The 24763-nt window shown below is 53.8% G+C and carries 20 protein-coding genes and 1 pseudogene; 12 read left to right on the top strand and 9 right to left on the bottom strand.

The genetic code is table 11. The annotated features are described in order from the left end of the window. Positions 1-154 precede the first annotated feature (154 nt). A complete protein-coding gene (locus HEP82_RS00380) occupies positions 155-802 on the top strand; it encodes a YitT family protein (protein WP_192456278.1) in 648 nt (215 codons plus the stop codon). A gap of 195 nt (positions 803-997) precedes the next feature. Here the strand turns inward: HEP82_RS00380 and HEP82_RS00375 are convergent, their stop codons facing one another. Continuing rightward, the gene (locus HEP82_RS00375) at positions 998-1405 is read right to left on the bottom strand and encodes a DUF3237 domain-containing protein (RefSeq protein ID WP_192456277.1); all 408 of its coding nucleotides are present in this window, start codon (positions 1403-1405) and stop codon (positions 998-1000) included. A gap of 453 nt (positions 1406-1858) precedes the next feature. Between HEP82_RS00375 and HEP82_RS00370 the strand changes: the two genes are divergently transcribed. Next, positions 1859-2893 carry an alpha/beta hydrolase fold domain-containing protein gene (locus HEP82_RS00370; protein ID WP_192456276.1) on the top strand — a complete coding sequence of 345 codons (1035 nt, stop codon included), beginning with the start codon at positions 1859-1861 and terminating at the stop codon, positions 2891-2893. A gap of 136 nt (positions 2894-3029) precedes the next feature. Here the strand turns inward: HEP82_RS00370 and HEP82_RS00365 are convergent, their stop codons facing one another. The 4 genes and pseudogenes from HEP82_RS00365 to HEP82_RS00350 form a co-directional block, all read right to left on the bottom strand. Continuing rightward, complete coding sequence (locus HEP82_RS00365; protein ID WP_192456275.1) at positions 3030-4202, bottom strand: DUF6602 domain-containing protein; 1173 nt, start codon at positions 4200-4202, stop codon at positions 3030-3032. 122 nt (positions 4203-4324) lie between these two features. Continuing rightward, positions 4325-5383, bottom strand: a pseudogene (locus HEP82_RS00360) (IS3 family transposase). Between the two features lie 310 nt (positions 5384-5693). Beyond that, positions 5694-7049 carry a glutathione-disulfide reductase gene (gorA, locus tag HEP82_RS00355; RefSeq protein ID WP_192456274.1) on the bottom strand — a complete coding sequence of 452 codons (1356 nt, stop codon included), beginning with the start codon at positions 7047-7049 and terminating at the stop codon, positions 5694-5696. Positions 7050-7246: 197 nt separating this feature from the next. Next, on the bottom strand, positions 7247-8089 hold the full coding sequence (locus HEP82_RS00350; RefSeq protein WP_192456273.1) for a 23S rRNA (adenine(2030)-N(6))-methyltransferase RlmJ: 843 nt from the start codon (positions 8087-8089) through the stop codon (positions 7247-7249). A gap of 166 nt (positions 8090-8255) precedes the next feature. On the opposite strand from HEP82_RS00350, the gene HEP82_RS00345 reads away from it, so the two are divergent. The 4 genes from HEP82_RS00345 (at position 8256) to HEP82_RS00330 (ending at position 12874) form a co-directional block, all read left to right on the top strand. After that, entirely contained in the window at positions 8256-8540 is a 285-nt protein-coding gene (locus tag HEP82_RS00345) for a DUF2623 family protein (protein ID WP_012763653.1), read from the top strand. Between the two features lie 124 nt (positions 8541-8664). Further along, positions 8665-10707 (top strand): oligopeptidase A, encoded by a 2043-nt coding sequence (prlC, locus tag HEP82_RS00340; RefSeq protein WP_192456272.1) that lies wholly within the window; start codon positions 8665-8667, stop codon positions 10705-10707. After that, on the top strand, positions 10704-11453 hold the full coding sequence (gene rsmJ / locus HEP82_RS00335; protein ID WP_192456271.1) for a 16S rRNA (guanine(1516)-N(2))-methyltransferase RsmJ: 750 nt from the start codon (positions 10704-10706) through the stop codon (positions 11451-11453). The genes prlC and rsmJ overlap by 4 nt, the downstream gene beginning before the upstream one ends. 242 nt (positions 11454-11695) lie before the next feature. Next, positions 11696-12874: an MFS transporter gene (locus HEP82_RS00330; protein ID WP_192456270.1), complete on the top strand. Its 1179-nt coding sequence runs from the start codon at positions 11696-11698 to the stop codon at positions 12872-12874. A 204-nt stretch (positions 12875-13078) separates the two neighbouring features. Here the strand turns inward: HEP82_RS00330 and gyrB are convergent, their stop codons facing one another. The 4 genes from gyrB to dnaA form a co-directional block, all read right to left on the bottom strand. Next, the gene (gene gyrB, locus HEP82_RS00325) at positions 13079-15490 is read right to left on the bottom strand and encodes a DNA topoisomerase (ATP-hydrolyzing) subunit B (protein WP_192456269.1); all 2412 of its coding nucleotides are present in this window, start codon (positions 15488-15490) and stop codon (positions 13079-13081) included. Between the two features lie 17 nt (positions 15491-15507). After that, positions 15508-16593 carry a DNA replication/repair protein RecF gene (gene recF / locus HEP82_RS00320; RefSeq protein ID WP_192456268.1) on the bottom strand — a complete coding sequence of 362 codons (1086 nt, stop codon included), beginning with the start codon at positions 16591-16593 and terminating at the stop codon, positions 15508-15510. 118 nt (positions 16594-16711) lie between these two features. Next, positions 16712-17812, bottom strand: coding sequence for a DNA polymerase III subunit beta (gene dnaN / locus HEP82_RS00315; protein WP_192456267.1), 1101 nt, complete (start codon positions 17810-17812; stop codon positions 16712-16714). Between the two features lie 4 nt (positions 17813-17816). Next, the gene (dnaA, locus tag HEP82_RS00310; protein WP_192456266.1) at positions 17817-19205 is read right to left on the bottom strand and encodes a chromosomal replication initiator protein DnaA; all 1389 of its coding nucleotides are present in this window, start codon (positions 19203-19205) and stop codon (positions 17817-17819) included. 644 nt (positions 19206-19849) lie between these two features. Here dnaA and rpmH point away from each other — a divergent pair. The 6 genes from rpmH to HEP82_RS00275 all read left to right on the top strand — a co-directional run bounded on the left by rpmH (position 19850) and on the right by HEP82_RS00275 (position 24692). Further along, the gene (rpmH, locus tag HEP82_RS00305) at positions 19850-19990 is read left to right on the top strand and encodes a 50S ribosomal protein L34 (RefSeq protein WP_004093983.1); all 141 of its coding nucleotides are present in this window, start codon (positions 19850-19852) and stop codon (positions 19988-19990) included. Between the two features lie 18 nt (positions 19991-20008). Then, positions 20009-20368, top strand: coding sequence for a ribonuclease P protein component (gene rnpA, locus HEP82_RS00300; protein WP_192456265.1), 360 nt, complete (start codon positions 20009-20011; stop codon positions 20366-20368). Continuing rightward, a complete protein-coding gene (gene yidD / locus HEP82_RS00295) occupies positions 20332-20589 on the top strand; it encodes a membrane protein insertion efficiency factor YidD (protein WP_015855678.1) in 258 nt (85 codons plus the stop codon). Before rnpA ends, yidD begins: the two co-directional genes overlap by 37 nt. 2 nt (positions 20590-20591) lie before the next feature. Beyond that, entirely contained in the window at positions 20592-22223 is a 1632-nt protein-coding gene (gene yidC, locus HEP82_RS00290; RefSeq protein WP_192456264.1) for a membrane protein insertase YidC, read from the top strand. A 77-nt stretch (positions 22224-22300) separates the two neighbouring features. Further along, a complete protein-coding gene (gene mnmE, locus HEP82_RS00285; RefSeq protein WP_192456263.1) occupies positions 22301-23662 on the top strand; it encodes a tRNA uridine-5-carboxymethylaminomethyl(34) synthesis GTPase MnmE in 1362 nt (453 codons plus the stop codon). Positions 23663-24224: 562 nt separating this feature from the next. Next, on the top strand, positions 24225-24692 hold the full coding sequence (locus HEP82_RS00275; RefSeq protein WP_192456261.1) for a hypothetical protein: 468 nt from the start codon (positions 24225-24227) through the stop codon (positions 24690-24692). The last annotated feature ends 71 nt before the right edge of the window (positions 24693-24763 follow it).

Below are 24763 nucleotides of genomic sequence, written 5' to 3'. Positions count from 1 at the left end.
ACAAAAAAGCATGATAAAGCTTATTTTTAGGAAAAAAACACTCTTCAATCAATGTTAATTTAAGCGCCGCCGGTGAATTATCAGGCAAATAAAATGCAAGCATATGCATTTCTTATGGTTCAGATGGCGAACGATCTATCAGAAAGGGGGCTACGTGCTGCGAAAAGAGAGTATTCCGGGCAATATCCCCGGTATCGGCGCTCGCGCTGGTATCGCCCATACGCTGAAAGACGATATTTATGGGTTGGCGCTGGGTGTAATGTTCATTGCCTTCGGGCTAAACATGCTGAAACTTTCCGGCATGGTGACTGGCGGCATTGCCGGCATCGCGCTATTACTCTCCTACTACGTTCCGCTCTCGATTGGCGTGCTGTTTATCCTGACCAACATCCCGTTCATGTTGTTCTGCTATTTCAGTATGGGGCGCGGTTTTACGCTGAAAACGCTGATCGTCAATATCGCGCTGGGTTGCACCACACAGGCCGTGCCTAGCCTGATCACCATCAGCTACATTCATCCGTTGTTTTCCGCGCTGGTCGGCGGCACCTTTCTGGGGATGGGGATCCTCTCGCTGGCCCGCCACAATGCCTCCGTCGGCGGTACCGGCGTCGTGACCCTGTGGTTATACCAACGCTTCAATATCAACGCCGGAAAGACGCAGATGCTACTGGACGTGCTGGTGTTTGTGCTCTCGCTCATCAAGCTGCCTGCGGCGCTGCTGCTTTGGTCGGCCCTCAGCGCGTTGGCGATGAATGCGATGCTGATGAACTGGCACAAACCGGGGCGTTATCAAGGGGGATGAGCGACGATTGCGGCCTTATCGTGTTGCCGGCACCCACGTATTCTCGACAGGCGTCGGCAACATCATCACGGGGGATAACTTAAGGGATCAGTTTATAAATCCGAACCAGCACGGCAGTGCGCTGGGGTTTCAAACTGGTTAACGTGCCGATATACACATTTTTATTAATCCAGTCATATTTCCCTTCCGGGGCGATCAGTTCAATCTGCGAAAAAGCTTTTTCACCTGGTTTTTGGTCATCGGCGTCAATACATGATTGGCGACACTAATCACCACGCCGTCATCCGTTTTCAATTCATAGGTAGCTTGCAGGAATTTATAGCCATCCTGCCGGATCTGTTGACGGTCAGCACCGCCCGGCACCAAGGTTCCCCGAATATTATTACCGGTAAACGTCCCGGAAAGAATGGGCACCATCGCCCGCTCGCCCAATGGGCCTTTTCCCATAGGGATGGAGGGGGCAATATCCGCCGTAATTTCCATCACCAATTCCGTTTTCGGTGGCGTCTCTTTTTCTACATTGATCTTTTCATCAGCCAATACCGATGGACTCACAAGACCAAGAATTGAAAACACAGCAAACATCTTGCTGATGGCTCTCATTTTTACCTCACGAAATCAATATATTATTTATATGTAGGGTAGACCCTAAATAATTCGAGTTGCAGAACAAAACACTCGTGTTTTGAACAACGTACCGCGTTGGCCCATCAGGACAAGGCGCTTTCGAGCCTTGTCATACGGCCAGAGAGTGAATTCCGATGCGCTTACTCCAGTCAGCGATTCGGGTAAGCAAGCACGGCCAACGTACATGCAGCTTGAAATATGACGGGTATATATGGCGTCAGAAATAAAATACTGTCCGTCATCACAACAAAATATCCGTACTCATAATATTAGTTAATAGAAAAAACAGTTATGACTGTTATTGGCATCCGTTATTAATTATAAATAAGATTAACTCGTCACACACATTTATAAATTTGCCCATATTCATAGGATATATTTTGTGAAAAAATAAAAATCAATGTTATGTAAAAATAAAAAAGGACAATCATGTTACTCAAGAAAATCATATTAGCAGGCGGAATCATGATGGGTATGACCACGACGACAATCCATGCCGCAACCCACGACCTCCCCGGTTACGCCGATGGCGCCCAAGTGATTCAGGTGAAAAAGGCCAACGAACAGATCGACGCCATAAGCGGCATTATTTATTCCCAGGTAAAAAGCATGCGCGCGATACGGCAATTGCAGATGGCGCTGCTCATTCCCCGCACGCAAGATCTTAAACCGGCGATAATTTATTTCCCCGGTGGGGGTTTTACTTCAGCCGACCATGAAAAATTCATCGAAATGCGTATGGCGCTGGCGGAAGCAGGCTTTGTTGTTGCCGCAGCAGAATATCGCGTCGTGCCTAACACCTTCCCAGCCCCGGTGCTGGACGGCAAAGCCGCGGTGCGCTTTCTGAGAGAACACGCCGCAGAATACGGCATCGACCCGAACCGCATAGGCGTACTCGGCGATTCAGCCGGTGGATATCTGGCCCAAATGTTGGGCACGACCAATGGCGACAAACAGTTTGAACAAGGGCAATTCCTGAACCGTTCTTCCGACGTTCAGGCAGTCGCTACCCTATATGGTCTTTCCAATTTATTAAATATTGGGGAAGGCTTCCCGGAAAACATCCAGAAAGTCCATCAATCTCCTGCCGTTACCGAAGCGTTATTGGTTAACGGCGCTGCTTTCCGCGACTTTCCGGGCGCCACAATCAGCAGCGATCCGAAAAAAGCGCTGAATGCCAGCCCGATGGGGCACGTCAACGGGAAAAAACCGCCGTTCCTGATCATGCATGGCAGCGCGGATACGCTGGTATCCCCCGGTCAGAGCGCCCAGTTGTATAAGGCGTTGAAAACGGGAAACAATAATGTTGAGTACGTACTGGTCGAAGGCGCGGCCCACGGCGATATCACCTGGTTCCAGAAGCCGGTGATCGAGCGCGTCGTCAATTGGTTCAAACAAACACTGGGCGCGCCAATCAAACCGGTCGTCAGTAACGGTAAAACCAGCGCCAACGCGAATCTATAACGCCATCGATTCCTATTGTGCATAAAAAAACAGAGCCGACATCGGCTCTGTTTTTTCTTCCAGACAGCTGACAAACCACAACACGCGGAATTAGAACATTATTTTAACTCACTGTAAGTATCCCATTATACCTTTTCTATAAGTCATTACGACTAGAGCCTTTGATTGGCTCTATATCATCTTCTTCTACATAAAACCAAGAAAAGTAATACGTGCTACCGTCTACCTCTAGACAATGACTTGGTTGCAACATTCGTTGTGTAGCAACAGGTTGTCCATTATTGAGCTCAAATGGATTTTCTACTTCATGCATGCCAGGCAATCGTTCTGGGTCATAATGAAAAACTTCATAATCAAGGTAGTTATCATCCATTCCCTGAGGAATAGTTCCCATTTGCTTTTCAAATAGCTCTCTATGTTTTATTTTACCTTCTGACGAACAATGCTTAACGACCCGATCTATAAAGCCATGATTAAAGCGAAACAGGTTTTCACTTCCTTGCCGTATAACTCGATCATGGTTTCTAACTACATATTCGCCAATTTGCTCGGCAGGATTAAAATATCTCTTTAGATTTACTGAACCAAGAGAGATATTGCTACACAAATCAATTAGCGTCGAATAAAAATGAAACAGAGTATCCTTTCTATAAGCAAGGTAGGAAGCAGAAATGGCTTTTAATAAATCCTCATTACTAAATAAGGAAGTATTTCTAATACCCTCACCGTAGTGATGAATAATCCCTTCACCAAGAACAACAATAAGGTTCGGCCAGAGTGATTTATCGTTTTGTTGCTCCCATTCCTTTAGGTTTTTGACCAATGATTCTAATGAATTTCCTGCTAAGGAGTACGCAAACACAATGCCAAATGGTTTAGGCCTTGGATAAGTCATGCTCATTAGTGAGTTTTTTTTTGTTACTGATTCATTTGGAGCTAAATATTTTACTGATTTTATATTTTCGAGTGACTTAATTAGTTCCTCTTTTGAAAGCGTTGACTTTACTTCGATTACTCCAAAAACTGATTCAATAGGAAAAATTTGGATATCATCTTCGTAAATTAGAGACATCCCATCTAGCTGGTCGTATATGACCAAATCGCTTTGCTTTGAAACATTTCTTGTTGGTCCAATTATTTCTCCCGAACCAACACCAAATCTTTTAGGTAGCCTGCCAGAAAGTAAGAAATTACGAAGAGTGCCTTCTCTATAATCACCCTTATTTCCATTATGATTAATCTCTGATGAGATTTCGAAATCTGTTAGAAGTTTTTTACTTATGCCTCGAAAGACTTTTTTCACATCCATAATTATTCTCTTTATACAGGCTCAAAGGTGTAGTCCATCTGTAAGTAGACCCGTTTTAGTTCCACGCACTTTTTGAAATTTTCGGGTTTTTGACCTTCCCCCAAAAACAATGCAGTGCTAAATCAGAGATCTTCGTCTTTCTGGAGACTTCGGATAAATTCAGCCGGAGTCATGTCATTTAATGATGAATGCGTTATCTCATGATTATATTCCCTGCGCCAGTTGTCGAGTTTGTTCTGCGCATCTTCCAGTGACAGAAACCCGTGAATGTTCAGACATTCGTCCCGCAGACTGCCGTTAAATTATTCAATATACGGGTTATCTGTCGGTTTTCCGGGACGGGAGAAGTCCATCTTGACACCGTGTTCATACGCCCATTTATCCAGACTTTTCGAGATAAATTCGCTGCCGTGATACCTATTGAATGCATACCGGCAGACGCTTATCCAGCACCCGTATGCTTCCATTATGCTGACCACATTCTCGCCTTTCAGCGATTTTCCGGCGTGGATCGCCAGACACTCCCGACTAAAATTATCCACAACAGTCAGCTCCCGAAAACGCCGCCCGTTAAACAGACTATCCGACACGAAATCCATACTCCAGCACTGATCGACACCGGTCACGATGGGGCGCTGTTGACGATGTGCTGCACTGACATGCCTGCGCGGACGCTTTCTCCGCAAATTCAGTCCTTCCAGGCAACAGATTCTGTGTGTTTTCTTGTGGTTAATCCGCCAGCCTTCCCGCCGTAACTGAATATGAATACGCGGGCAACCGTAGCGGATCCGGGTTTCTGCTATTTCCCTGATGCGCAGGGTAATCGCCCGAACATCCCGCCGACTCTGCCAGTGGTATACGGTTCTGCTCTGCATCAACAGACCACATCCCCGCCTGACGCTTCTGAGCCGGCCTCAGAACTTTTGCTTCAGTACCTCCTGCAGCATCTCTTTGTCCAGACTCAGGTCAGCCACCAATTTCTTCAGGCGCTGATTTTCATCCTCCAGTTGCCTCAGCCGTCGCCGTTCCGTCACGCCCAGACCGGCAAATTTCTTTTTTCAGTTGTAAAAGGTGGCCTCAGAAATGCCCATCTTTCTGCAGACTTCCCCGACGCGGGTGCCGGTTTCGGCCTGTTTCAGCGCAAACGCAATCTGTTCTTCGGTATAACGGGTCTTTTTCATGGCGATGTGCCTCCCGGCGAGATGGAAGAAAGACCGGATACTTCAGTTTAGCCTGGCACTGTTTTCAGGGAGGAGATCACAGCTTTTAGTTATCGTACAGAATGACAACATCTGAGTGAAATGGATGAAAATTTGTAGGCGAGAAAGTCTTCATTTGACTGTGTTACAGACAACGAGTTAACTCGTTTTGGGGCATAAACGTGTTAGAAGAGACAGTGTATCTATGAGTCGATAAATGATAGGCCAGAAAACGAAGCTCTGGCCTATCATTTTTTCTACAGTACGAACGTGTGTAGGTGGGTTTTCTACATTAACCCCTCATAGTAACAAATTCTTCCGCCGCGGTCGGGTGAATCGCCACCGTGTTGTCGAAATCTTGCTTGGTCGCGCCCATTTTCACCGCCACCGCAAAGCCCTGCAGGATTTCATCCATGCCAAAACCAATGCCGTGCACACCAACAATCTTCTCTTCCGGCCCCACGCATACCAGCTTCATGCGGCACGGCTGACGGTACTGCGTCACGGCGGTATACATGGCGGTAAAGGCAGACTTGTAGATCTTGACCTGATCATCGCCGTACTGCTCGCGCGCCTGCGGTTCAGTCAGGCCCACCGTGCCGATCGGCGGATGGCTGAATACCACGGTCGGGATGTTGCTGTAATCCAGATATTCGCCCGGCTTGTTATTGAACAACCGTTCCGACAACCGACGCCCGGCCGCCACCGCCACCGGCGTCAGCTCGACCGCGCCGGTATTATCGCCCACGGCATAAATACCCGGTACGTTGGTATTTTGGAATTTATCCACCGGAATATACCCCTGCGCATTGCGCGCCACGCCCGCCGCGTCGAGGTTTAGGTTATCCGTCGCCGGCTCACGACCGATGGCCCAAATCAGGCAGTCGACGGTTTGCTCATGGCCGTTTTGCAGTTGCAGCGTCAGGCTGCCATCGGCATTTTTCACCACCGCTTTAGGGATGGATTCGGTATGCAACGTCGGGCCTTCGGTATTCATCACTTCCACCAGCGTTTCCACAATCAGCGGATCGAACTGGCGCAACGGCGCGTGTTTACGCACAAACAAATGAACCTCAGACCCCAGCGCCTTCAGCACCCCGGCGATTTCAACGGCGATATAACCTGCCCCCACTACCGCTACGCGAGCAGGCTGGGCCTGCAATGCAAAGAATCCATCGGAATCAATACCGTACTCTGCGCCGGGAATCTCCGGGCGCGTCGGGCGTCCCCCGGTGGCGATCAGAATATGGTCGGCGGTGATACGTTCACCGTTGACTTCCACCGTATGCGCATCAATGAAACGAGCGAACCCGCGAATAACTTCCACCTGATTTTTGCCCAGCACGTTGTGGTAGGACTGATGAATACGGTCGATGTAAGCGCTACGGTTTTTCAGCAACGTACTCCAGTCAAACCGATTAACGGTAACGTCAAAACCGTAGTCTGGGCCGTACTGGTGAATTGCCTCGGCGATTTGTGCGGCATGCCACATCACTTTCTTCGGTACACACCCTACGTTGACGCAGGTGCCGCCCAAATGTTTTGCCTCGATCAGCGCACATTTCTTTCCATACAGCGCCGCTCGATTGATAGAAGCGATACCGCCGCTGCCGCCGCCAATGGCGAGATAATCATAGTGTTTGGTCATCGGGATCCACGCTCATGTGAAATAGGTGACGTAAAGTGTAACGCCGGTGTTTCACTTCCAGCAAAGAGAGGCACCGGGATTGTGTGTACAAATGCGTAGCCTATCGCAACAGTGTTGAAAAAGCGCGCGATAGGCAAAACGGGTTGTAACCGGCTTCGCGCATGATGCAGCGAGACTTACCCGGTCGCAGCAACCGATCACTCCGGCACTACCCACTCCACCCGCGTATGGCCGGTACCTTCCGGCACCAGCACCTGATGCAGCCACGGCAGCAGGCTTTTCATCTGCGCTTCCAGCTTCCACGGCGGGTTGATGACAATCATGCCGGAAGCGGTCATGCCGTGGCGATCGCTGTCCGGCAGCACCGCCAGTTCAATCTGCAAAATACGGCGGATACCGGTCTCTTCCAGCGCCTTTAACAGACGTTTGATCTGTTGACGCAGTACCACCGGGTACCACAGCGCATATACGCCGGTGGCAAAACGTCGGTATCCTTCCTGGATGCCATCCACCACCGCCTGATAATCGGTTTTCAACTCATACGGCGGATCAATCAAAATCACACCACGGCGGGCGGCGGGCGGCAGGCGGGATTTCAACTGCAGATAACCGTCCTCGCGTACTACGCGGGCGCGGTCATCTCGCGCAAATTCCTGACGCAGCAGCGAGAAATCCGTCGGATGCAGTTCCGTCAAGTTCAACGTGTCCTGCTCGCGCAGCAGCTGACGGGCAATCAACGGCGAGCCGGGGTAATAGCGCAATTGCCCGCCGGAATTATAGGAACGAACCACCTGCAGATAGGTTTCCATCTCCGCCGGGATATCATCACGCTGCCAGATCCGACCGATGCCCTCGCGATATTCGCCCGTGCGCTCGGCATGTTCCCCGTGTAGCTGATAACGCCCTGCGCCGGAATGGGTGTCGAGGTAGAGAAACGGTTTTTCCTTTTCTTTCAGCGCGGTGATGATCAGGCTCTGAACAGTGTGTTTCAGCACGTCGGCGTGGTTGCCGGCGTGGAAACTGTGGCGATAACTCAGCATAAAGTCGGTTTTCCGATAAAAGCACAGGACGGCACAGTATAAACGCTCCGTGCTGAAATCACCCGTTCATCATGACAAATGGCCCGTCGCACCACGCACGACTGCCATTTCCGCCGCACTTGGTTATATAATTAACTACATAACGATTTGCAGCGGATACACGCACATGAAAAACCACTTTGGCGATGGCATTCTGGCCGGGCTGAACGCCAGCGGCCCTTTATCCGACCACGATATCCGGCGCTACTGCGACGATTTCCGGCGTGGTTACGTCTGCGGTTACGCCCATCAGCGCGCTGGCCTATGCGGCAGGCTGCGAGCGGCGTTCGAAGCCGGCCAGCTCAGCCGCCGTTACGGGTTGCGGCGGGATATCGTCGCGGAGTTCTTCACCGACGTTCAGCAGCCGACGCTGGTGCAATCCTTCTATGACGGCTACGACCAGTACGCATAACGCACTGTATTCGCGTTGATGACGGCTTTTCCGGCGCCGGTGATCCTGTTGTGCCCTCAACCATTGATTTTCCCCTGGATACCCCTCATGTTAAGTCATCATCATTACCATTCAGGACTGTGCCATGACCAATCCATTGCTTTCCTCCTTTACCCTGCCGCCGTTTTCCCACATTAAAACCGAAGATATCGTTCCCGCCGTGCAAGCCGCGCTGGATGACTGCCGCAGCGCCGTCGAGCGCGTAGTGGCGCAATCGGGGCCCTTCACCTGGGACAATCTGTGTCAGCCGCTGGCGGAAAGCGACGATCGACTCGGGCGCATCTTCTCGCCAGTCAGCCACCTGAATGCGGTTAAAAACAGCCCGGAATTGCGTGAAGCCTACGAACAGTGCCTGCCGCTGCTGTCCGAATACAGTACCTGGGTCGGCCAACACGCTGGTTTGTATCGCGCCTATCGCGAACTGCGCGACGGCGCTCACTACGCCAGCCTAAGCGTGGCGCAGAAAAAAGCGGTGGATAACGCCCTGCGTGATTTCGAGTTATCGGGCATCGGGTTGCCGCCGGAAAAACAGAAGCGCTACGGCGAAATCGCCGCCCGTCTGTCCGAACTGGCATCGCAATTCAGCAATAACGTGCTGGACGCCACCATGGGCTGGAGCAAGCTGATCACCGATGTCGCCGAGCTGGAAGGGCTGCCGGAAAGCGCGTTGGCCGCGGCCAAAGCGCAGGCGGAAGCCAGAGAGCAACAGGGCTGGCTGCTGACGCTGGATATCCCCAGTTATCTACCGGTGATGACCTATTGCGCCAATCAGGCGCTGCGCGAAGAGCTGTATCGCGCTTATGTGACCCGTGCCTCCGAGCAGGGCCCGAACGCCGGCAAATGGGACAACAGCGCCATCATGACGGAGACGCTAGCATTGCGTCACGAACTGGCGCAGTTACTGGGCTTCGACAGCTTCGCCCATAAATCACTGGCCACCAAAATGGCGGAGAACCCGCAGCAGGTGCTGGATTTCCTGGCCGACCTGGCCAAACGCGCCCGTCCGCAGGGGGAAAAAGAACTGGCGCAGCTGCGTGCTTTCGCCAAAGAACACTACGGCGTCGATGAGCTGAACCCGTGGGACATCACCTACTACAGCGAACAGCAGAAGCAGCATCTGTACGCCATTAGCGACGAACAATTGCGCCCTTATTTTCCAGAAGCGCGTGCGCTGGCGGGCCTGTTCGAGGTGGTGAACCGCATCTACGGCATCACCGCTAAAGAGCGCACCGGCGTGGATGTCTGGCATCCGGAGGCTCGTTTTTTCGATCTGTTCGCTGAAGACGGCGAGCTGCTGGGCAGTTTCTATCTGGATCTTTACGCCCGCGAGAACAAGCGCGGCGGTGCCTGGATGGATGACTGCGTTGGCCGGCTGCGCAAAGCCGACGGCGACGTGCAAAAACCGGTCGCTTACCTGACCTGCAACTTCAACCGTCCCGTCAACGGCAAGCCAGCGCTGTTCACCCATGACGAGGTCATCACGCTGTTCCATGAATTCGGCCACGGTTTGCACCATATGCTGACCCGTATCGATACCGCCGGCGTCGCGGGTATCAGCGGCGTACCCTGGGACGCGGTCGAACTGCCGAGCCAATTCATGGAAAACTGGTGCTGGGAGCCGGACGCGCTAGCATTCATCTCCGGCCACTACGAAACCGGCGAGCCGCTGCCGAAAGAGATGCTGGACAAAATGCTGGCGGCGAAAAACTATCAGGCGGCGTTGTTTATTCTGCGCCAGCTGGAGTTCGGCCTGTTCGATTTCCGCCTGCACGCCGAGTACAACCCGGCGCAAGGCGCACAGGTGCTGGCGACATTAGCCGATGTTAAAGCTCAAGTTTCCGTGGTGAGAAGCCCGGAATGGAATCGCTTTCCGCACTCCTTCAGCCATATTTTCGCCGGAGGTTACGCGGCGGGTTACTACAGCTACCTGTGGGCCGACGTGCTGGCGGCGGATGCGTTCTCCCGCTTTGAGGAAGAGGGCATATTCAACCGTGATACCGGGCAGTCGTTCCTGGAAAATATCCTGTCCCGCGGCGGTTCCGAAGAACCGATGGCGTTGTTCAAACGCTTCCGCGGCCGTGAACCCAAACTAGACGCGATGCTGGAACATTACGGCATTCAGGCATGAAAATTGGTTTGTTGACCGAAGCCGGCGCCGACCCCGAGGTGCTGGCAATGCTGGCCCGGCGCTGGGGTCTGGACGATGATCCCGCATCGGCGCTGGCGCTGGTGCTGACGCCGGAACGCCTGGAACTGCGCAAGCGAGATGAACCCAGGCTCGGCGCCATCAGCGTAGATTTCGCCTCCGGCGCCATGGCGCACCGCCGTCGTTTTGGCGGCGGACGCGGCGAAGCAGTCGCTAAAGCCGTGGGCATCAAAAAGGATTACCTGCCGGATGTGGTGGACGCCACTGCCGGGCTGGGCCGCGACGCTTTCGTACTGGCGTCGCTTGGCTGCCGGGTACGCATGGTGGAACGCCACCCGGTCGTCGCGGCCTTATTGGACGATGGGCTGCAACGCGGCTATCAGGACGCCGAGATCGGCGGTTGGCTGCGCGAACGGCTGACGCTGCTGCATGCGTCCAGCATTGATGCATTGGCGGATATTACACCGCCGCCGGATGTGGTGTACCTGGATCCGATGTTTCCCCACCGGCAAAAAAGCGCACTGGTGAAAAAGGAGATGCGGGTATTCCAGACGCTGGTCGGCGCCGACGATGACGCCGATGCTCTGCTGGCGCCCGCCCGACGCCTTGCGCGTAAACGGGTGGTGGTCAAACGGCCCGATTACGCCCCGCCGCTGGCGGGCCTCCCTGCTCAGTCCGCGCTGGAAACCAAAAGCCACCGCTTCGATTTTTATCTGCCTGTCGCCTGACCGCGTTCTTCCTCCTGAGCGGCCGTTGGCGGTCGCTCCCAGATGCGATGCCTCTCTGCATTCACTTGACCGACACGCCGCCCGATGCCTTGCTCGTATCCGAGTTGTGGGCAAGCGGCCCGCACTCGCGAGGCGGGATAAAAAGGTAGACGGCTAATATTTCAACCGATATGTTAGGCTTATCGCTGCCTTTATCAGCCAGCCGATGCATCCCACAATCACATCCTGAAAAATATAACAAAATGAAAAAGCTACCATTACTGGCACAGGTTTCCTCCGCCCACTGGGTGAGTCATTTCCACATGATGGTGTTGCCGGCGCTGATGCCGCTAATCTCAGCGCAGCGCGGCATCAGCTATGTGGAAATCGGCGTCGCGCTGGGCGTGTTCAATGTGGTTTCAGCACTGGTGCAAACGCCGATCGGCTTCGCCGTCGATCGCATCGGCCCACGCCGCACGCTGATCGCCGGTCTGACGCTGGGCAGCTTGTGTTTTCTGTCGCTCAGCCTGTTTACCAGTTATGCCTGGATGATTATCGCCATGGCGCTAGCCGGGCTTGCCAACGCGGTTTATCACCCGTCGGATTACGCCCTGTTGTCACGCGGAATTGCGGAAAATCGCATGGGCCGTGCCTTTTCGATTCACACCTTTTCCGGTTTTCTCGGTACCGCGGTGGCCCCGGCTATTCTGCTGTCGGTGGCATCCATCACCCACATTGAACTCGCGTTTGCGCTGGCCGGCGTCGTGGGGCTGCTGACAGTTCCCCTGTTGCTGAGCGAGCGCGAAGCGCCGATCACGGCCGCCAACCGTAAAAACGCCACCGCATCCCGCGCCAGTGTCTTCACGCTGCCTGTGTTGGTACTGCTAATCCTGTTTATGCTGCTCAACCTCAGCACTAACTCAATCCAGAACTTCTCCGTTACCGCGCTGGTGAACGGCTACGGCATGCCGCTAACGCAAGCCAATATGGCGTTGACCGCATTCCTGTTTACCAGCGCCTTCGGCGTGCTGGCAGGCGGTTCGCTGGCGGACAAAACCCGGCATCATGGGCTGGTCGCTACTGGTTCATTGGTGATAACGGCGGTGCTGGTCGCCGTCGTGGCGGTCTACCCACTGCCGTCGCCGGCGACCATCCTGATTTTGGGTGTGGCAGGTTTCCTCTCCGGCATCATCGCACCATCACGAGATATGCTGGTACGCGCGGTATCGCCGGCCGGTGCGGAAGGCCGGGTGTTCGGCATCGTCACTACCGGTTTCAACATCGGCGGCGCCGGTGGCCCGGTGGTATTCGGCTGGTTGTTGGATCAGGGACATCCATCCGCTATTTTCTGGGCGGCGGTGATCTTTATGGTGATTACCGCAGTTATGGCGCTGGATCAGGAGCTGCGTAGCGCCAAACGCCGGGCGTTGGCAACAGAGTAACCGTCCGTCCTCATAGAAATCGGCATTGATCGCGCTCTGGGGGGGGAATACTAAAAAGTCTCCGCCAGCTCAGTGAGATTTAAAACCAAAGGCAAGAAGGCAGAGCCAAACCCGTTGATGAGCACCACACCCAAAGGACGTGGTTTTCCGTCGGTAATAAAAAACCCGCGATTAACGCGGGTTTTTCAACATGATAGCGAGCAATCAAATATCAATATTCGCCGCTTTCAGGGCGTTTTCCTCGATAAAGGCGCGGCGCGGTTCGACGGCGTCGCCCATCAGCGTAGTAAACAGTTCATCGGCGGCCATGGCGTCTTTCACCGTCACCCGCAACATGCGGCGGCTTTCCGGATCCATGGTGGTTTCCCACAGCTGTTCCGGGTTCATTTCACCTAACCCTTTGTAACGCTGGATCGCCAAACCGCGGCGTGACTCTTTGGTCAACCATTCCAGCGCCTGTTCGAAACTGACCACCGGCTGTTTGCGCTCGCCGCGTTCAATGAATGCGCCGTCTTCGATCAAGCCACGTAGTTTTTCACCCAACTGATTGATTCTGCGATATTCATTACCCTGCACAAACGCCAGATCCAACGCATAATCGGAATCCACACCATGGGTACGCACACGCAACACCGGCTCATGACGCTCCGGCAGATCGCGGATGACGAAACTGTAAGCGCTGCCGTGCTGTTCCTGCTCATGCAGATGATTGACCAGCGTCTCGATCCACTGCTGCACCTGCGCCCTGTCCTTCAGCAACGTTTCCGTCAACGCCGGTTGGTAGACCAATGCGTTCAACAACGCTTTCGGATAACGACGCTCCAGGCGATCGATCAGTTTCTGTACGCCATAGTGCTCGGCCACCAGTTTCTCCAGCGGCTCGCCGGCCAACGCGGGGGCATGGGCGTTGGTATGCAGCGTCGCGCCGTCCAGCGCCAGCATGATCTGGTACTGATCCATCGCCTCGTCATCTTTGATGTACTGCTCCTGCTTGCCCTTCTTCACCTTGTACAACGGCGGCTGCGCGATAAACACATGCCCGCGCTCGACGATTTCCGGCATCTGGCGATAGAAGAACGTCAGCAACAGCGTGCGGATGTGGGAACCGTCGACGTCGGCATCGGTCATGATGATGATGCTGTGATACCGCAATTTATCCGGGTTGTACTCGTCGCGACCGATACCACAACCCAGCGCAGTGATCAGCGTCGCCACCTCCTGCGAGGAGAGCATCTTGTCGAAGCGCGCTTTCTCCACGTTCAGGATTTTCCCTTTCAGCGGCAAAATGGCCTGATTCTTACGGTTACGCCCCTGCTTGGCGGAGCCGCCTGCGGAGTCCCCTTCCACCAGGTAGAGTTCGGACAGCGCCGGGTCGCGCTCCTGGCAATCCGCCAGTTTGCCCGGCAACCCCGCCAAATCCAGCGCGCCTTTACGGCGCGTCATTTCACGCGCTTTGCGCGCCGCTTCGCGGGCGCGAGCGGCATCAATGATTTTGCCGACCACAATTTTGGCGTCGCTGGGGTTTTCCATCAGGTAATCCACCAGCCGATCGTTCATCAGCGATTCCACCGCCGATTTCACTTCGGACGACACCAGTTTGTCTTTGGTCTGGGAGGAGAATTTCGGATCCGGCACTTTCACCGACACCACGGCAATCAGCCCTTCACGCGCATCATCGCCGGTGGCGCTGACTTTGGCTTTCTTGCTGTAGCCTTCCTTCTCCATGTAGTTATTTAGCGTGCGAGTCATGGCGGCACGGAAGCCGGCCAGGTGAGTCCCCCCGTCACGCTGCGGAATATTGTTGGTGAAGCAGTAGATATTTTCCTGAAAACCGTCGTTCCACTGCATGGCAACTTCCACGCCGATACCGTCTTTTTCAGCACTGAAGTAGAACACTTGCGGGTGGATCGGTGTTTTGTTGCGGTTCAGATAGTCAACGAACGCCTTGATACCGCCTTCATAATGGAAATGGTCGGCCTTGTTTTCTTCACGCTCGTCACGCAAACGAATGGATACGCCGGAGTTGAGGAACGACAATTCACGCAGGCGCTTGGCCAGAATGTCATATTCAAACTCGACCACGTTGGTGAAGGTTTCCAGGCTCGGCCAGAAGCGCACTGTGGTGCCGGTGGTACTGGCATCGCCGATGACAGCCAGCGGTGCCTGCGGCTCGCCATGCTTGTATTCCTGACGATGAAGTTTGCCTTCGCGGCGGATCACCAGTTCCAATTTCTCGGACAGGGCGTTCACCACCGACACCCCCACGCCGTGTAGACCGCCGGAAACTTTATAGGAGTTATCGTCGAACTTACCGCCCGCATGCAGCACCGTCATGATGACTTCGGCAGCGGAGACGCCCTCTTCTTCGTGAATGCCGGTAGGAATACCACGACCGTCATCCTGCACCGATACAGAGTTATCAGCATGAATAGTAACGACAATATCTTTACAGTAGCCTGCGAGCGCTTCGTCGATAGCGTTGTCCACCACCTCGAATACCATATGATGCAGACCCGTTCCGTCATCCGTATCACCGATATACATCCCCGGGCGTTTACGGACCGCATCCAGTCCTTTTAATACCTTGATACTTGAGGAGTCATAAGAATTCGACATCAACGTTTCTCGCTCATTTAGTCCTGTGATTGAACGGCTATTTTACCCTGTTCCACGCGGAACATCTTGCCATTTTCGCCCACCATGTCGCTAATCTGCTCAGCGACAATCGCACTGACAAACACCTGAGCCTGCGTGGCTTTGAGCCGCTCAGCAAGCAGGCGACGGCGGGCACTATCCAGCTCGGAAGCAAAGTCATCGATCAAATACAGGCACTTCAGCCCGTTTTGTCGGGTGAGGAATTCGCCCTGCGCCAATCGGAGGGCACACATCAACAACTTGAGCTGACCGCGAGACAGCATATCCTCGACCGCCACGCCGCCGGCGCGAATGCGAAAATCCGCTTTGTGCGGCCCCAGCGCGGTGTACCCCAACTGCCTGTCGCGCTCAAAATGGCGCGCCAGTAATTCGGCGTAATCGCTCTCTTTATCCCAGCCGCGTTGAAAGGAAAAACTCAGAGAAAATTCCGGCAAAAACTGGGCGCAGGTGGAGGCAATATCCGCCGCGATGGCGGCACTGTACTCGGCGCGCCACTGGCTGATGCGTTCCGCCAGCGGTACCAACTCCTGATCCCACGCCCTCAGCTGGCCGTAATGGCTTACCTGACGTAAGGCGGCGTTGCGCTGGCGCAACAGCCTTTTGAGGTTGCTCCAAGCGATGAAAAAACCGGTTTCGTTATGAAAGCAGCCCCAGTCCAGAAAAGCCCGTCGATACTTGGGGCCGCCGTTGAGCAAGGTGAACCCTTCCGGCGTGATCAGTTGGATCGGCAGCAGCTGCGCCAGCTCCGCCACTTTATGGCCGTCACTGCCGTCAATACGTACCGTGCTATCGCCGTCGCGGTTTTTGCTAAGCCCTACGCTTCGTTCCCGCTCAGCACCGGCAATTCGACCGTGCAGGATGAATTCCGCCTGATCGTGGCGAATCACTCTGGCCGCCTGAATGCTGCGAAACGCACGGCCGTGACCCAGCGTATAGATGGCTTCCAGCACGCTGGTCTTGCCGCTGCCGTTGGCGCCTACCAGAAAATTGAAGCCGGGAATCAACGCCAGATCGGCCGATTCGATATTACGAAAATCGCGGATAAGAAGACGGGTCAACGCCATATCACAACCATTTTGCCTGATTTGTAGCCCATGCCGGACGGAGTTGCCCTCAATGCCCGATAACAACACGCCGCACCCAATGGCGCGGCGTGTAACATCAGGCGGGTGCAAACCTTGATTACAGACGCATCGGCATCACAACGTAGGCCGCGGCCTGGCTGGCGCAATCCTCAAGCTGCACGCTGGAAGCCGGATTAGCCAACAACATGCGAACGTCCTCACATTTCAAGGCATTCAGCACATCCAGTACATAACTGACGTTGAATCCGATTTCCATTTCGGTGCCGTCGTATTCCACATCAAGAATCTCTTCCGCCTCTTCCTGTTCCGGGTTGTTGGCGGTAATGCGCAACTGGTTCTGGTTCAGGTACAAGCGTACACCGCGGAATTTTTCATTCGACAAAATCGCCGCGCGGGCAAAAGCCTGCCGCAGCAGATCACAGCTGGCTTCCAGCGTTTTGTCCGGATTTTTCGGCAGTACGCGGCGGTAATCCGGGAAACGGCCATCCACCAGTTTGGATGTGAAAATGAAATCGCCGACGTGGGCGCGAATATTGTTACTGCCAATCTGCAACTGTAATGGCGTTTCGCCGCCATCCAGCAGACGCACCAACTCCATCACCCCTTTGCGCGGAACAATCACCGAATGGGACGGCAACGGCTGCCCTACCGGCATCGAGCACACCGCCAGACGATGACCGTCGGTCGCCACAGTACGCAACCCGTCCCCGCTGGTTTCGAACAGCATGCCATTGAGGTAGTAACGCACGTCCTGATGCGCCATCGAGAATTGCGTGGCTTCGATCAACCGTTTCAATGTCGCCTGCGGTAATTCAAAAGCCACTTCGCTCTGCCAGTCATCCAGATTGGGAAAATCCGATGCCGGTAACGTGGAAAGGGAAAAACGGCTGCGCCCGGAACGCACCAGCATCCGATCGCCTTCCAGCGTAACGGTGATTTCGGCGCCATCCGGCAAGCCACGGCAGATGTCGAACAGCTTGCGGGCCGGGACAGTGGTGGCACCCGACTCATGCGGCTGCGTCAGCGTTACATGCGCCACCATTTCCATTTCAAGATCGGTACCCGTCAGCGACAATCGTCCTTCGCTGACCTGCAACAACAGATTGCCCAGGATCGGCAGCGTCGGCCGGCCACCCAGCGGGCTGCTGACCTGTTGCAACGGTTTTAACAGATGCTCGCGCTCAACAATAAATTTCATGATGTTATGACGATAAGGTCCGGATTAAATTGGAAAAATCTTCTTTAATGTCGTGACTTTCTTCACGCAGCTGCTCAATTTTACGACAAGCATGCAGCACAGTGGTATGGTCACGGCCGCCAAACGCATCACCGATTTCCGGCAGGCTGTGGTTAGTGAGCTCTTTAGCCAGCGCCATCGCCATCTGGCGCGGGCGCGCCACCGAACGGGAACGGCGCTTGGATAAAAGATCCGCTACTTTGATCTTATAGTATTCCGCCACCGTCTTTTGGATGTTGTCGATAGTGACCAGTTTTTCCTGCAACGCCAGCAAATCGCGCAGCGCTTCACGCACGAAATCGATAGTAATCGCCCGGCCGGTAAAATTGGCGTTGGCAATCACACGGTTCAGCGCGCCTTCCAGTTCGCGCACATTGGAACGCAGGCGTTTGGCAATGAAAAACGCCACTTCGCCCGGCAGACGGATATCATTCTCGTCAGCCTTTTTCATCAGGATCGCTACACGGGTTTCCAGCTCGGGCGGTTCGATCGCCACGGTTAATCCCCAACCAAAGCGGGATTTCAAGCGATCCTCCACCCCATTGATCTCTTTCGGATAACGATCTGAAGTCAGAATGATCTGCTGATTACCTTCAAGCAGGGCGTTAAAGGTGTGGAAAAATTCTTCCTGCGAACGCTCTTTATTGGCAAAAAACTGGATGTCATCGATCAGCAGCGCGTCCACCGAGCGGTAATAGCGTTTGAACTCTTCAATCGCGTTGTTCTGCAACGCTTTCACCATGTCCTGCACAAAACGCTCGGAATGCATGTAAACCACTTTAGCATTCGGTTTGCGCGCCATGATGCCGTTGCCTACCGCATGCAACAGATGGGTTTTACCCAGGCCGGTTCCACCATAAAGAAACAGCGGGTTATAGGCGCCGCCTGGGTTATCCGCCACTTGGCGCGCAGCTGCGCGAGCCAACTGGTTGGATTTACCCTCGACGAAATTGTCGAACGTATGTTTTGGATTCACATTGGAACGATAGGTGTGCTCCGTCGGCACCGATTGAGTATCCCAGCTGGGCCGCACTAACGAAGCAGCCCGAACCTGCGGCACCGGCGCAGTAATACTGTTTCCCACCGATGAAACAGGTACTGCAGAAACCGGTTTGCTACCGACTTCAAAACGCAACAGCGGCGCATCCATTCCACAAAAATCGTTCAGCAATCCATTGATATTATTTAAATATTTATCTCGAACCCAATCCAGCACAAAACGATTGGGGGCATAAAGCGCCAGCGTGTTGTCACTCAATTCCGCCTGCAACGGGCGTATCCACATACTGAATTCTGTGGCAGGTAGTTCATCCTGCAAACGGGCAAGACATTGCTGCCAAAGCGAAAGTGACACGGCGGACTCCACTCGAACAAGATACAAATCCAGGAAAAGAAACAGGACGTCGGTTATTACTCATGATTTTAGGCACCGTCTTTCCTTACGCGGGCGCAGGAATGCCTGAAAGTATCACGCATGGAAAGAGCGTGACTACGGTCGATCCCGACACCTGGATCGACCGCAGGACGGCGGATCATAACCTAAACCACGCGAGAGATCTTCCCCTCAGTCGCAGTTTTGATCCTTTTTATCCACAGGCTCTTCTTATTGCAACGCCGACGCCCGCGCGAGTTACCCACACCCTACTCGCATCATGCGACAAGTGTATAAGAATAGGCGTAATCTCGTGGATCAGCGGTGAGCCGGATCATGATCCATGCGTTAGGATCCCCGCAGGATCCTTGCGCTTTGCCTCAGAGTCCGTATAATCCCCGGCCTGCGCGTAGCGCCTGTTTTCTGTGCTGAGTAAGACAGAAAATCCGCAAGTATCGGAAAGCAGCAGGCGGGTAATCTCGTGGATGATAATTGACTCAGGACTGTACAATTATTACAATCCCGCCTCTTTAATATTATGCGATAGAGGCGTCGGTCATCTTCACGCCGAGTAGCCAAACGCGTTTACTGTGAAGTCTTAAAATCAAGCTTAGGTAGAAATCGCCATGAAACGCACTTTCCAACCGTCCGTATTGAAGCGTAACCGTAGCCACGGTTTCCGTGCTCGTATGGCCACCAAAAATGGTCGTCAAGTTCTGGCCCGCCGTCGTGCGAAAGGCCGTACTCGTCTGACCGTTTCCAAATAATAAAAGCTAACCCAACGAGTGGTTACGCTCGCTTTTCCCAGGGAGTTACGTTTGTTAACTCCCAGCCATTTCTCTTTCGTTTTCCAGCAGCCTCAACGGGCCGGCGCGCCGCAAATCACCATTCTCGGCCGACTGAATACGCTGGGACACCCCCGTATTGGCCTAACCATCGCCAAAAAACACGTCAGACGCGCTCACGAACGTAATCGTATCAAACGCCTGACGCGGGAAAGTTTTCGTTTGCACCAGCACGAACTGCCCGCTATGGACTTCGTGGTGATCGCCAAAAAAGGGTTGTCCGAGCTGGATAACCGTACATTGACGGAAATGTTGGAAAAATTATGGCGCCGTCACCGTCGCTTGGCTCACGATTGCTGATTGGGCTGATACGCATGTATCAGCTCCTGATCAGTCCGCTACTTGGACAGCACTGCCGCTTTCAGCCGTCGTGCTCCCAATACGGTATTGAGGCAATACGTCGGTTCGGCATGATAAAAGGCTGTTGGTTGACGCTTAAACGCGTATTAAAATGCCACCCTTTGAACCCTGGTGGTGATGATCCCGTACCGCCAAAACCCGACAATAACAGAGAACACTAACGATGGATTCGCAACGCAATCTTCTTATCATCGCTCTGCTATTCGTAACGTTCATGATCTGGCAGCAGTGGGAGACGGACAAAAATCCCCCCGCAGCAACCCCGATCACGCAACAGGCGAATAACACGGTGGGCGATGCTGCCAGCCAGGGCGTACCAGCCAGTGGTCAGGGTAAACTGATCACCGTCAAAACAGACGTACTGTCACTGACCATCAATACGCGCGGCGGTGATATCGAAGAGGCCGATTTGCTGGCCTATCCGGCAGATCTGGGCTCCAAACAGCCATTTAAACTGCTGGAAACGACTCAGGCCTTCACCTATCAGGCTCAAAGCGGCCTGACCGGTAAAAACGGCCCGGACAATCCGGCCAATGGTTCACGCCCGCTGTTCAGCGCCACACAGGATCATTTTGAACTGGCAGACGGCCAGAACGAAATCCGGATTCCATTGACTTATACCGACGCCAACGGCATCAGCTACACCAAGACCTTTGTGCTCAAGCGCGGTGAATATGCGTTAAACGTGGAATACGGCGTTAACAACACCAGCGCTCAACCGCTGGAACTGACACTGTTCGGCCAGTTGAAACAATCCATCGATCTGCCGTCGCATCGCGATACCGGCAGCAACAACTTCGCGCTGCATACTTACCGCGGTGCGGCGCTCTCTTCCAGCGACGATAAATATCGCAAGTACAGCTTTAGCGATATGAAAGAGAATTTGAATGTTGCCACTCAAGGTGGATGGGTAGCCATGCTGCAGCAATACTTCGCCAGCGCATGGATCCCGGCTGCCGGCGGCACCAATACCTTTTATACCAGCAATTTGGGTAATGGCTTGGCAGCTATCGGCTTTAAAGCGACGCCGGTTATCGTGCAGCCAGGCAGCCAGCAAACGCTCGGCGCCACACTGTGGGTAGGCCCGGAAATTCAGGATAAAATGGCCGCCGTCGCTCCGCATCTGGATCTGACCGTAGATTACGGCTGGTTGTGGTTCATCTCTCAACCGCTGTTTAAGCTGCTTAAATTCCTGCACAATTTTATCGGCAACTGGGGTTTCTCCATCATTGCCATCACCTTCATCGTGCGCGGCATCATGTACCCGCTGACCAAGGCGCAGTACACCTCCATGGCGAAAATGCGCATGCTGCAACCTAAATTGCAGGCAATGCGTGAACGTATTGGTGACGATAAGCAGCGTATGAGCCAGGAAATGATGGCGCTGTACAAAGCTGAGAAAGTGAACCCGCTGGGCGGTTGTTTCCCGCTGGTCATTCAGATGCCGATCTTCCTGGCGTTGTACTACATGCTGATGGGTTCCGTCGAACTGCGCCATGCACCGTTCGCGTTGTGGATTCATGACCTGTCCGCACAGGATCCGTACTACGTACTGCCGATTCTGATGGGCTTGACCATGTTCTTCATCCAGAAGATGTCGCCGACTACCGTCACCGACCCGATGCAGCAGAAAATCATGACTTATATGCCGGTCATGTTCACGGTGTTCTTCCTGTGGTTCCCGTCAGGCCTGGTGCTGTACTATATCGTCAGCAACTTAGTCACCATCGTTCAGCAGCAGCTGATCTACCGCGGGCTGGAAAAACGCGGTCTGCATAGCCGCGAAAAAAAATAACCGGTTGACTGCCCCATCCATCCCGAAATAAGGCGGTCATTGACCGCCTTATTTTTTAGCATCGAAAGAGAAACGCCATGAGTCATTCCGACACCATCGTCGCCCAAGCCACTCCGCCGGGACGCGGCGGTGTAGGTATTCTGCGGATTTCCGGCGCCGGCGCCGCTTCGGTCGCCCAAGCGGTGCTGGGCAAACTCCCCAGGCCGCGCCATGCGGATTATCTGCCGTTCCGTGACACCGACGGCAGCGTACTCGACCAGGGCATCGCGCTGTGGTTCCCTGCACCGAACTCGTTCACCGGCGAGGATGTCCTGGAACTGCAAGGGCATGGCGGGCCGGTCATCCTTGATTTGCTGCTGAAACGCATACTGGCCCAGCCGGATGTGCGCATCGCCCGCCCGGGAGAGTTTTCGGAACGCGCGTTCCTGAACGACAAGCTCGACCTGGCGCAAGCGGAGGCGATTGCTGACCTGATCGACGCCAGTTCCGAACAGGCGGCTCGTTCCGCCGTCAACTCACTACAGGGCGCTTTTTCCACCCACGTCCACCAATTAGTGGAAGCGCTGACTCATCTGCGAATCTATGTCGAGGCCGCGATCGATTTCCCAGACGAAGAGATCGATTTCCTGTCGGACGGCAAAATCGAAGCGCAGCTCAATGACGTCATCGCCAATCTGGATGCGGTACGTGCACAGGCACGCCAGGGCAGCCTGCTGAGAGAAGGGATGAAAGTGGTCATTGCCGGCCGCCCCAATGCGGGAAAATCCAGCCTGCTGAATGCGCTGGCAGGGCGCGAAGCCGCCATCGTGACCGCCATTGCCGGCACTACCCGCGACGTACTGCGTGAACACATTCATATCGATGGCATGCCGCTGCATATTATCGATACCGCCGGGCTGCGCGACGCCAGCGACGAAGTGGAGCGCATCGGCATCGAACGCGCCTGGCAGGAAATCGAACTGGCTGACCGGGTGCTGTTTATGGTGGATGGCACCACCACCGATGCGGTAGAGCCGTCGGCGATATGGCCGGAATTCATGGCCCGCCTACCCGCGACACTGCCAATCACCGTGATACGCAACAAGGCCGACATGACCGGCGAACCGCTGGGTATGGAGCAGAACACCCACACGCTGATCCGATTATCCGCCCGCACCGGCGCAGGCGTTGATCTGCTGCGCGACCATCTCAAACAGAGCATGGGGTTCACCAGCAATACGGAAGGCGGCTTTCTGGCGCGTCGCCGTCATCTGCAGGCGCTGGAACAGGCCGCAGAACACCTGCAACAAGGATTCGAACAGCTGGTCAGCGCGCACGCCGGCGAATTGTTGGCGGAAGAACTGCGGCTGGCGCAACAGGCCCTAAGCGAAATCACCGGTGAATTCACCTCCGATGACCTGCTAGGGCGGATTTTCTCCAGTTTCTGCATAGGGAAGTGACCGTTTTACTCACATCGGCAAAACCCGCATAGCATCTGCCCTGCGGGTTTTTTATTGTTTCACTGCCAAGACTGGTCAACTATTTTTAAGTGTTCGATTAACACTATCACGTAAAACCTTTATCGAATCACAGCAACCCGGCCTATTCAGGCTCAATACCGCTTTCTGACACACGACAAACATTTTTTCCTAAAGTTATCTCATAAGCCGCCGTTAAGTAACGAAACAATTATTCACATTCATTACCGATAGCTTTACATACCAACGCCACACACCAGGAATAACCATCAGGTTTTCGTGGTGATTAATGATGTCGACAGCATCATTTTACCCATCATCTTCAGCAAGCAAGGAAGCGCGCCGGCAACGGAAAGACCGGTGGCGTAAGTTGCAGAAGTGTGGGCTCGATACGCCAGGAACGGCAGAGAAGGAGATGGGCATCCCATCTCCTTTTTGCAGCACGACATGTTGGCCGTAAACGTCGTGCTGCCACTAAAGCCATGCAGGATGAGCCTGTAACGCAACAAGGCAATGATGCTTGATTATTAAAAAAGGAAATAAAATGAAGATGAAAAAATCGCTCCTCATTCTCTGGGCAACAGGGGCGTTATTCGCTGCAGGAGCAGCCCATGCCGGCCCACCGGTCACGATTACCTTTAAAAACCTTGGAACCAGCGAGGCCAAGTATTCCCCAGTAACATCAAATGAAGTCAGCACCAATGCTAACGCCAGCCCAAAACCATTAACAATTGTATCCCCTCAAGGATACAGTCTGTATGTAGTACAAAACACTATCTCTGCTGATGCTACTGCAGCGACCGTTCGCTATACCATTGGTAAAAAAACCTGCGTATTTGCAACGACCTTCGTAAATACCGTTATCCCCGGCGGGCTCATTACCGGCACCGTCACTAAAGTGCCTAAATGGAATAAAAGTGCAACCGCCAGCGGCGGCGCCACCTGTAACGCAACCATTACCTCGACAAACCTGAGCACATACGCCTGGGCGGTCGAATTTACGATGAAATAACCATCCGGCCGTATCCCCTCCATATCGAAAGGGGATACGGCAAAAAACCGAAAATGATGCACCTTACTTAT

This window comes from Musicola keenii, assembly GCF_014855505.1.
GTDB classification, from domain to species: Bacteria; Pseudomonadota; Gammaproteobacteria; order Enterobacterales; family Enterobacteriaceae; genus Musicola; species Musicola paradisiaca.
This window is presented reverse-complemented; position numbering and strand designations above follow the sequence as displayed.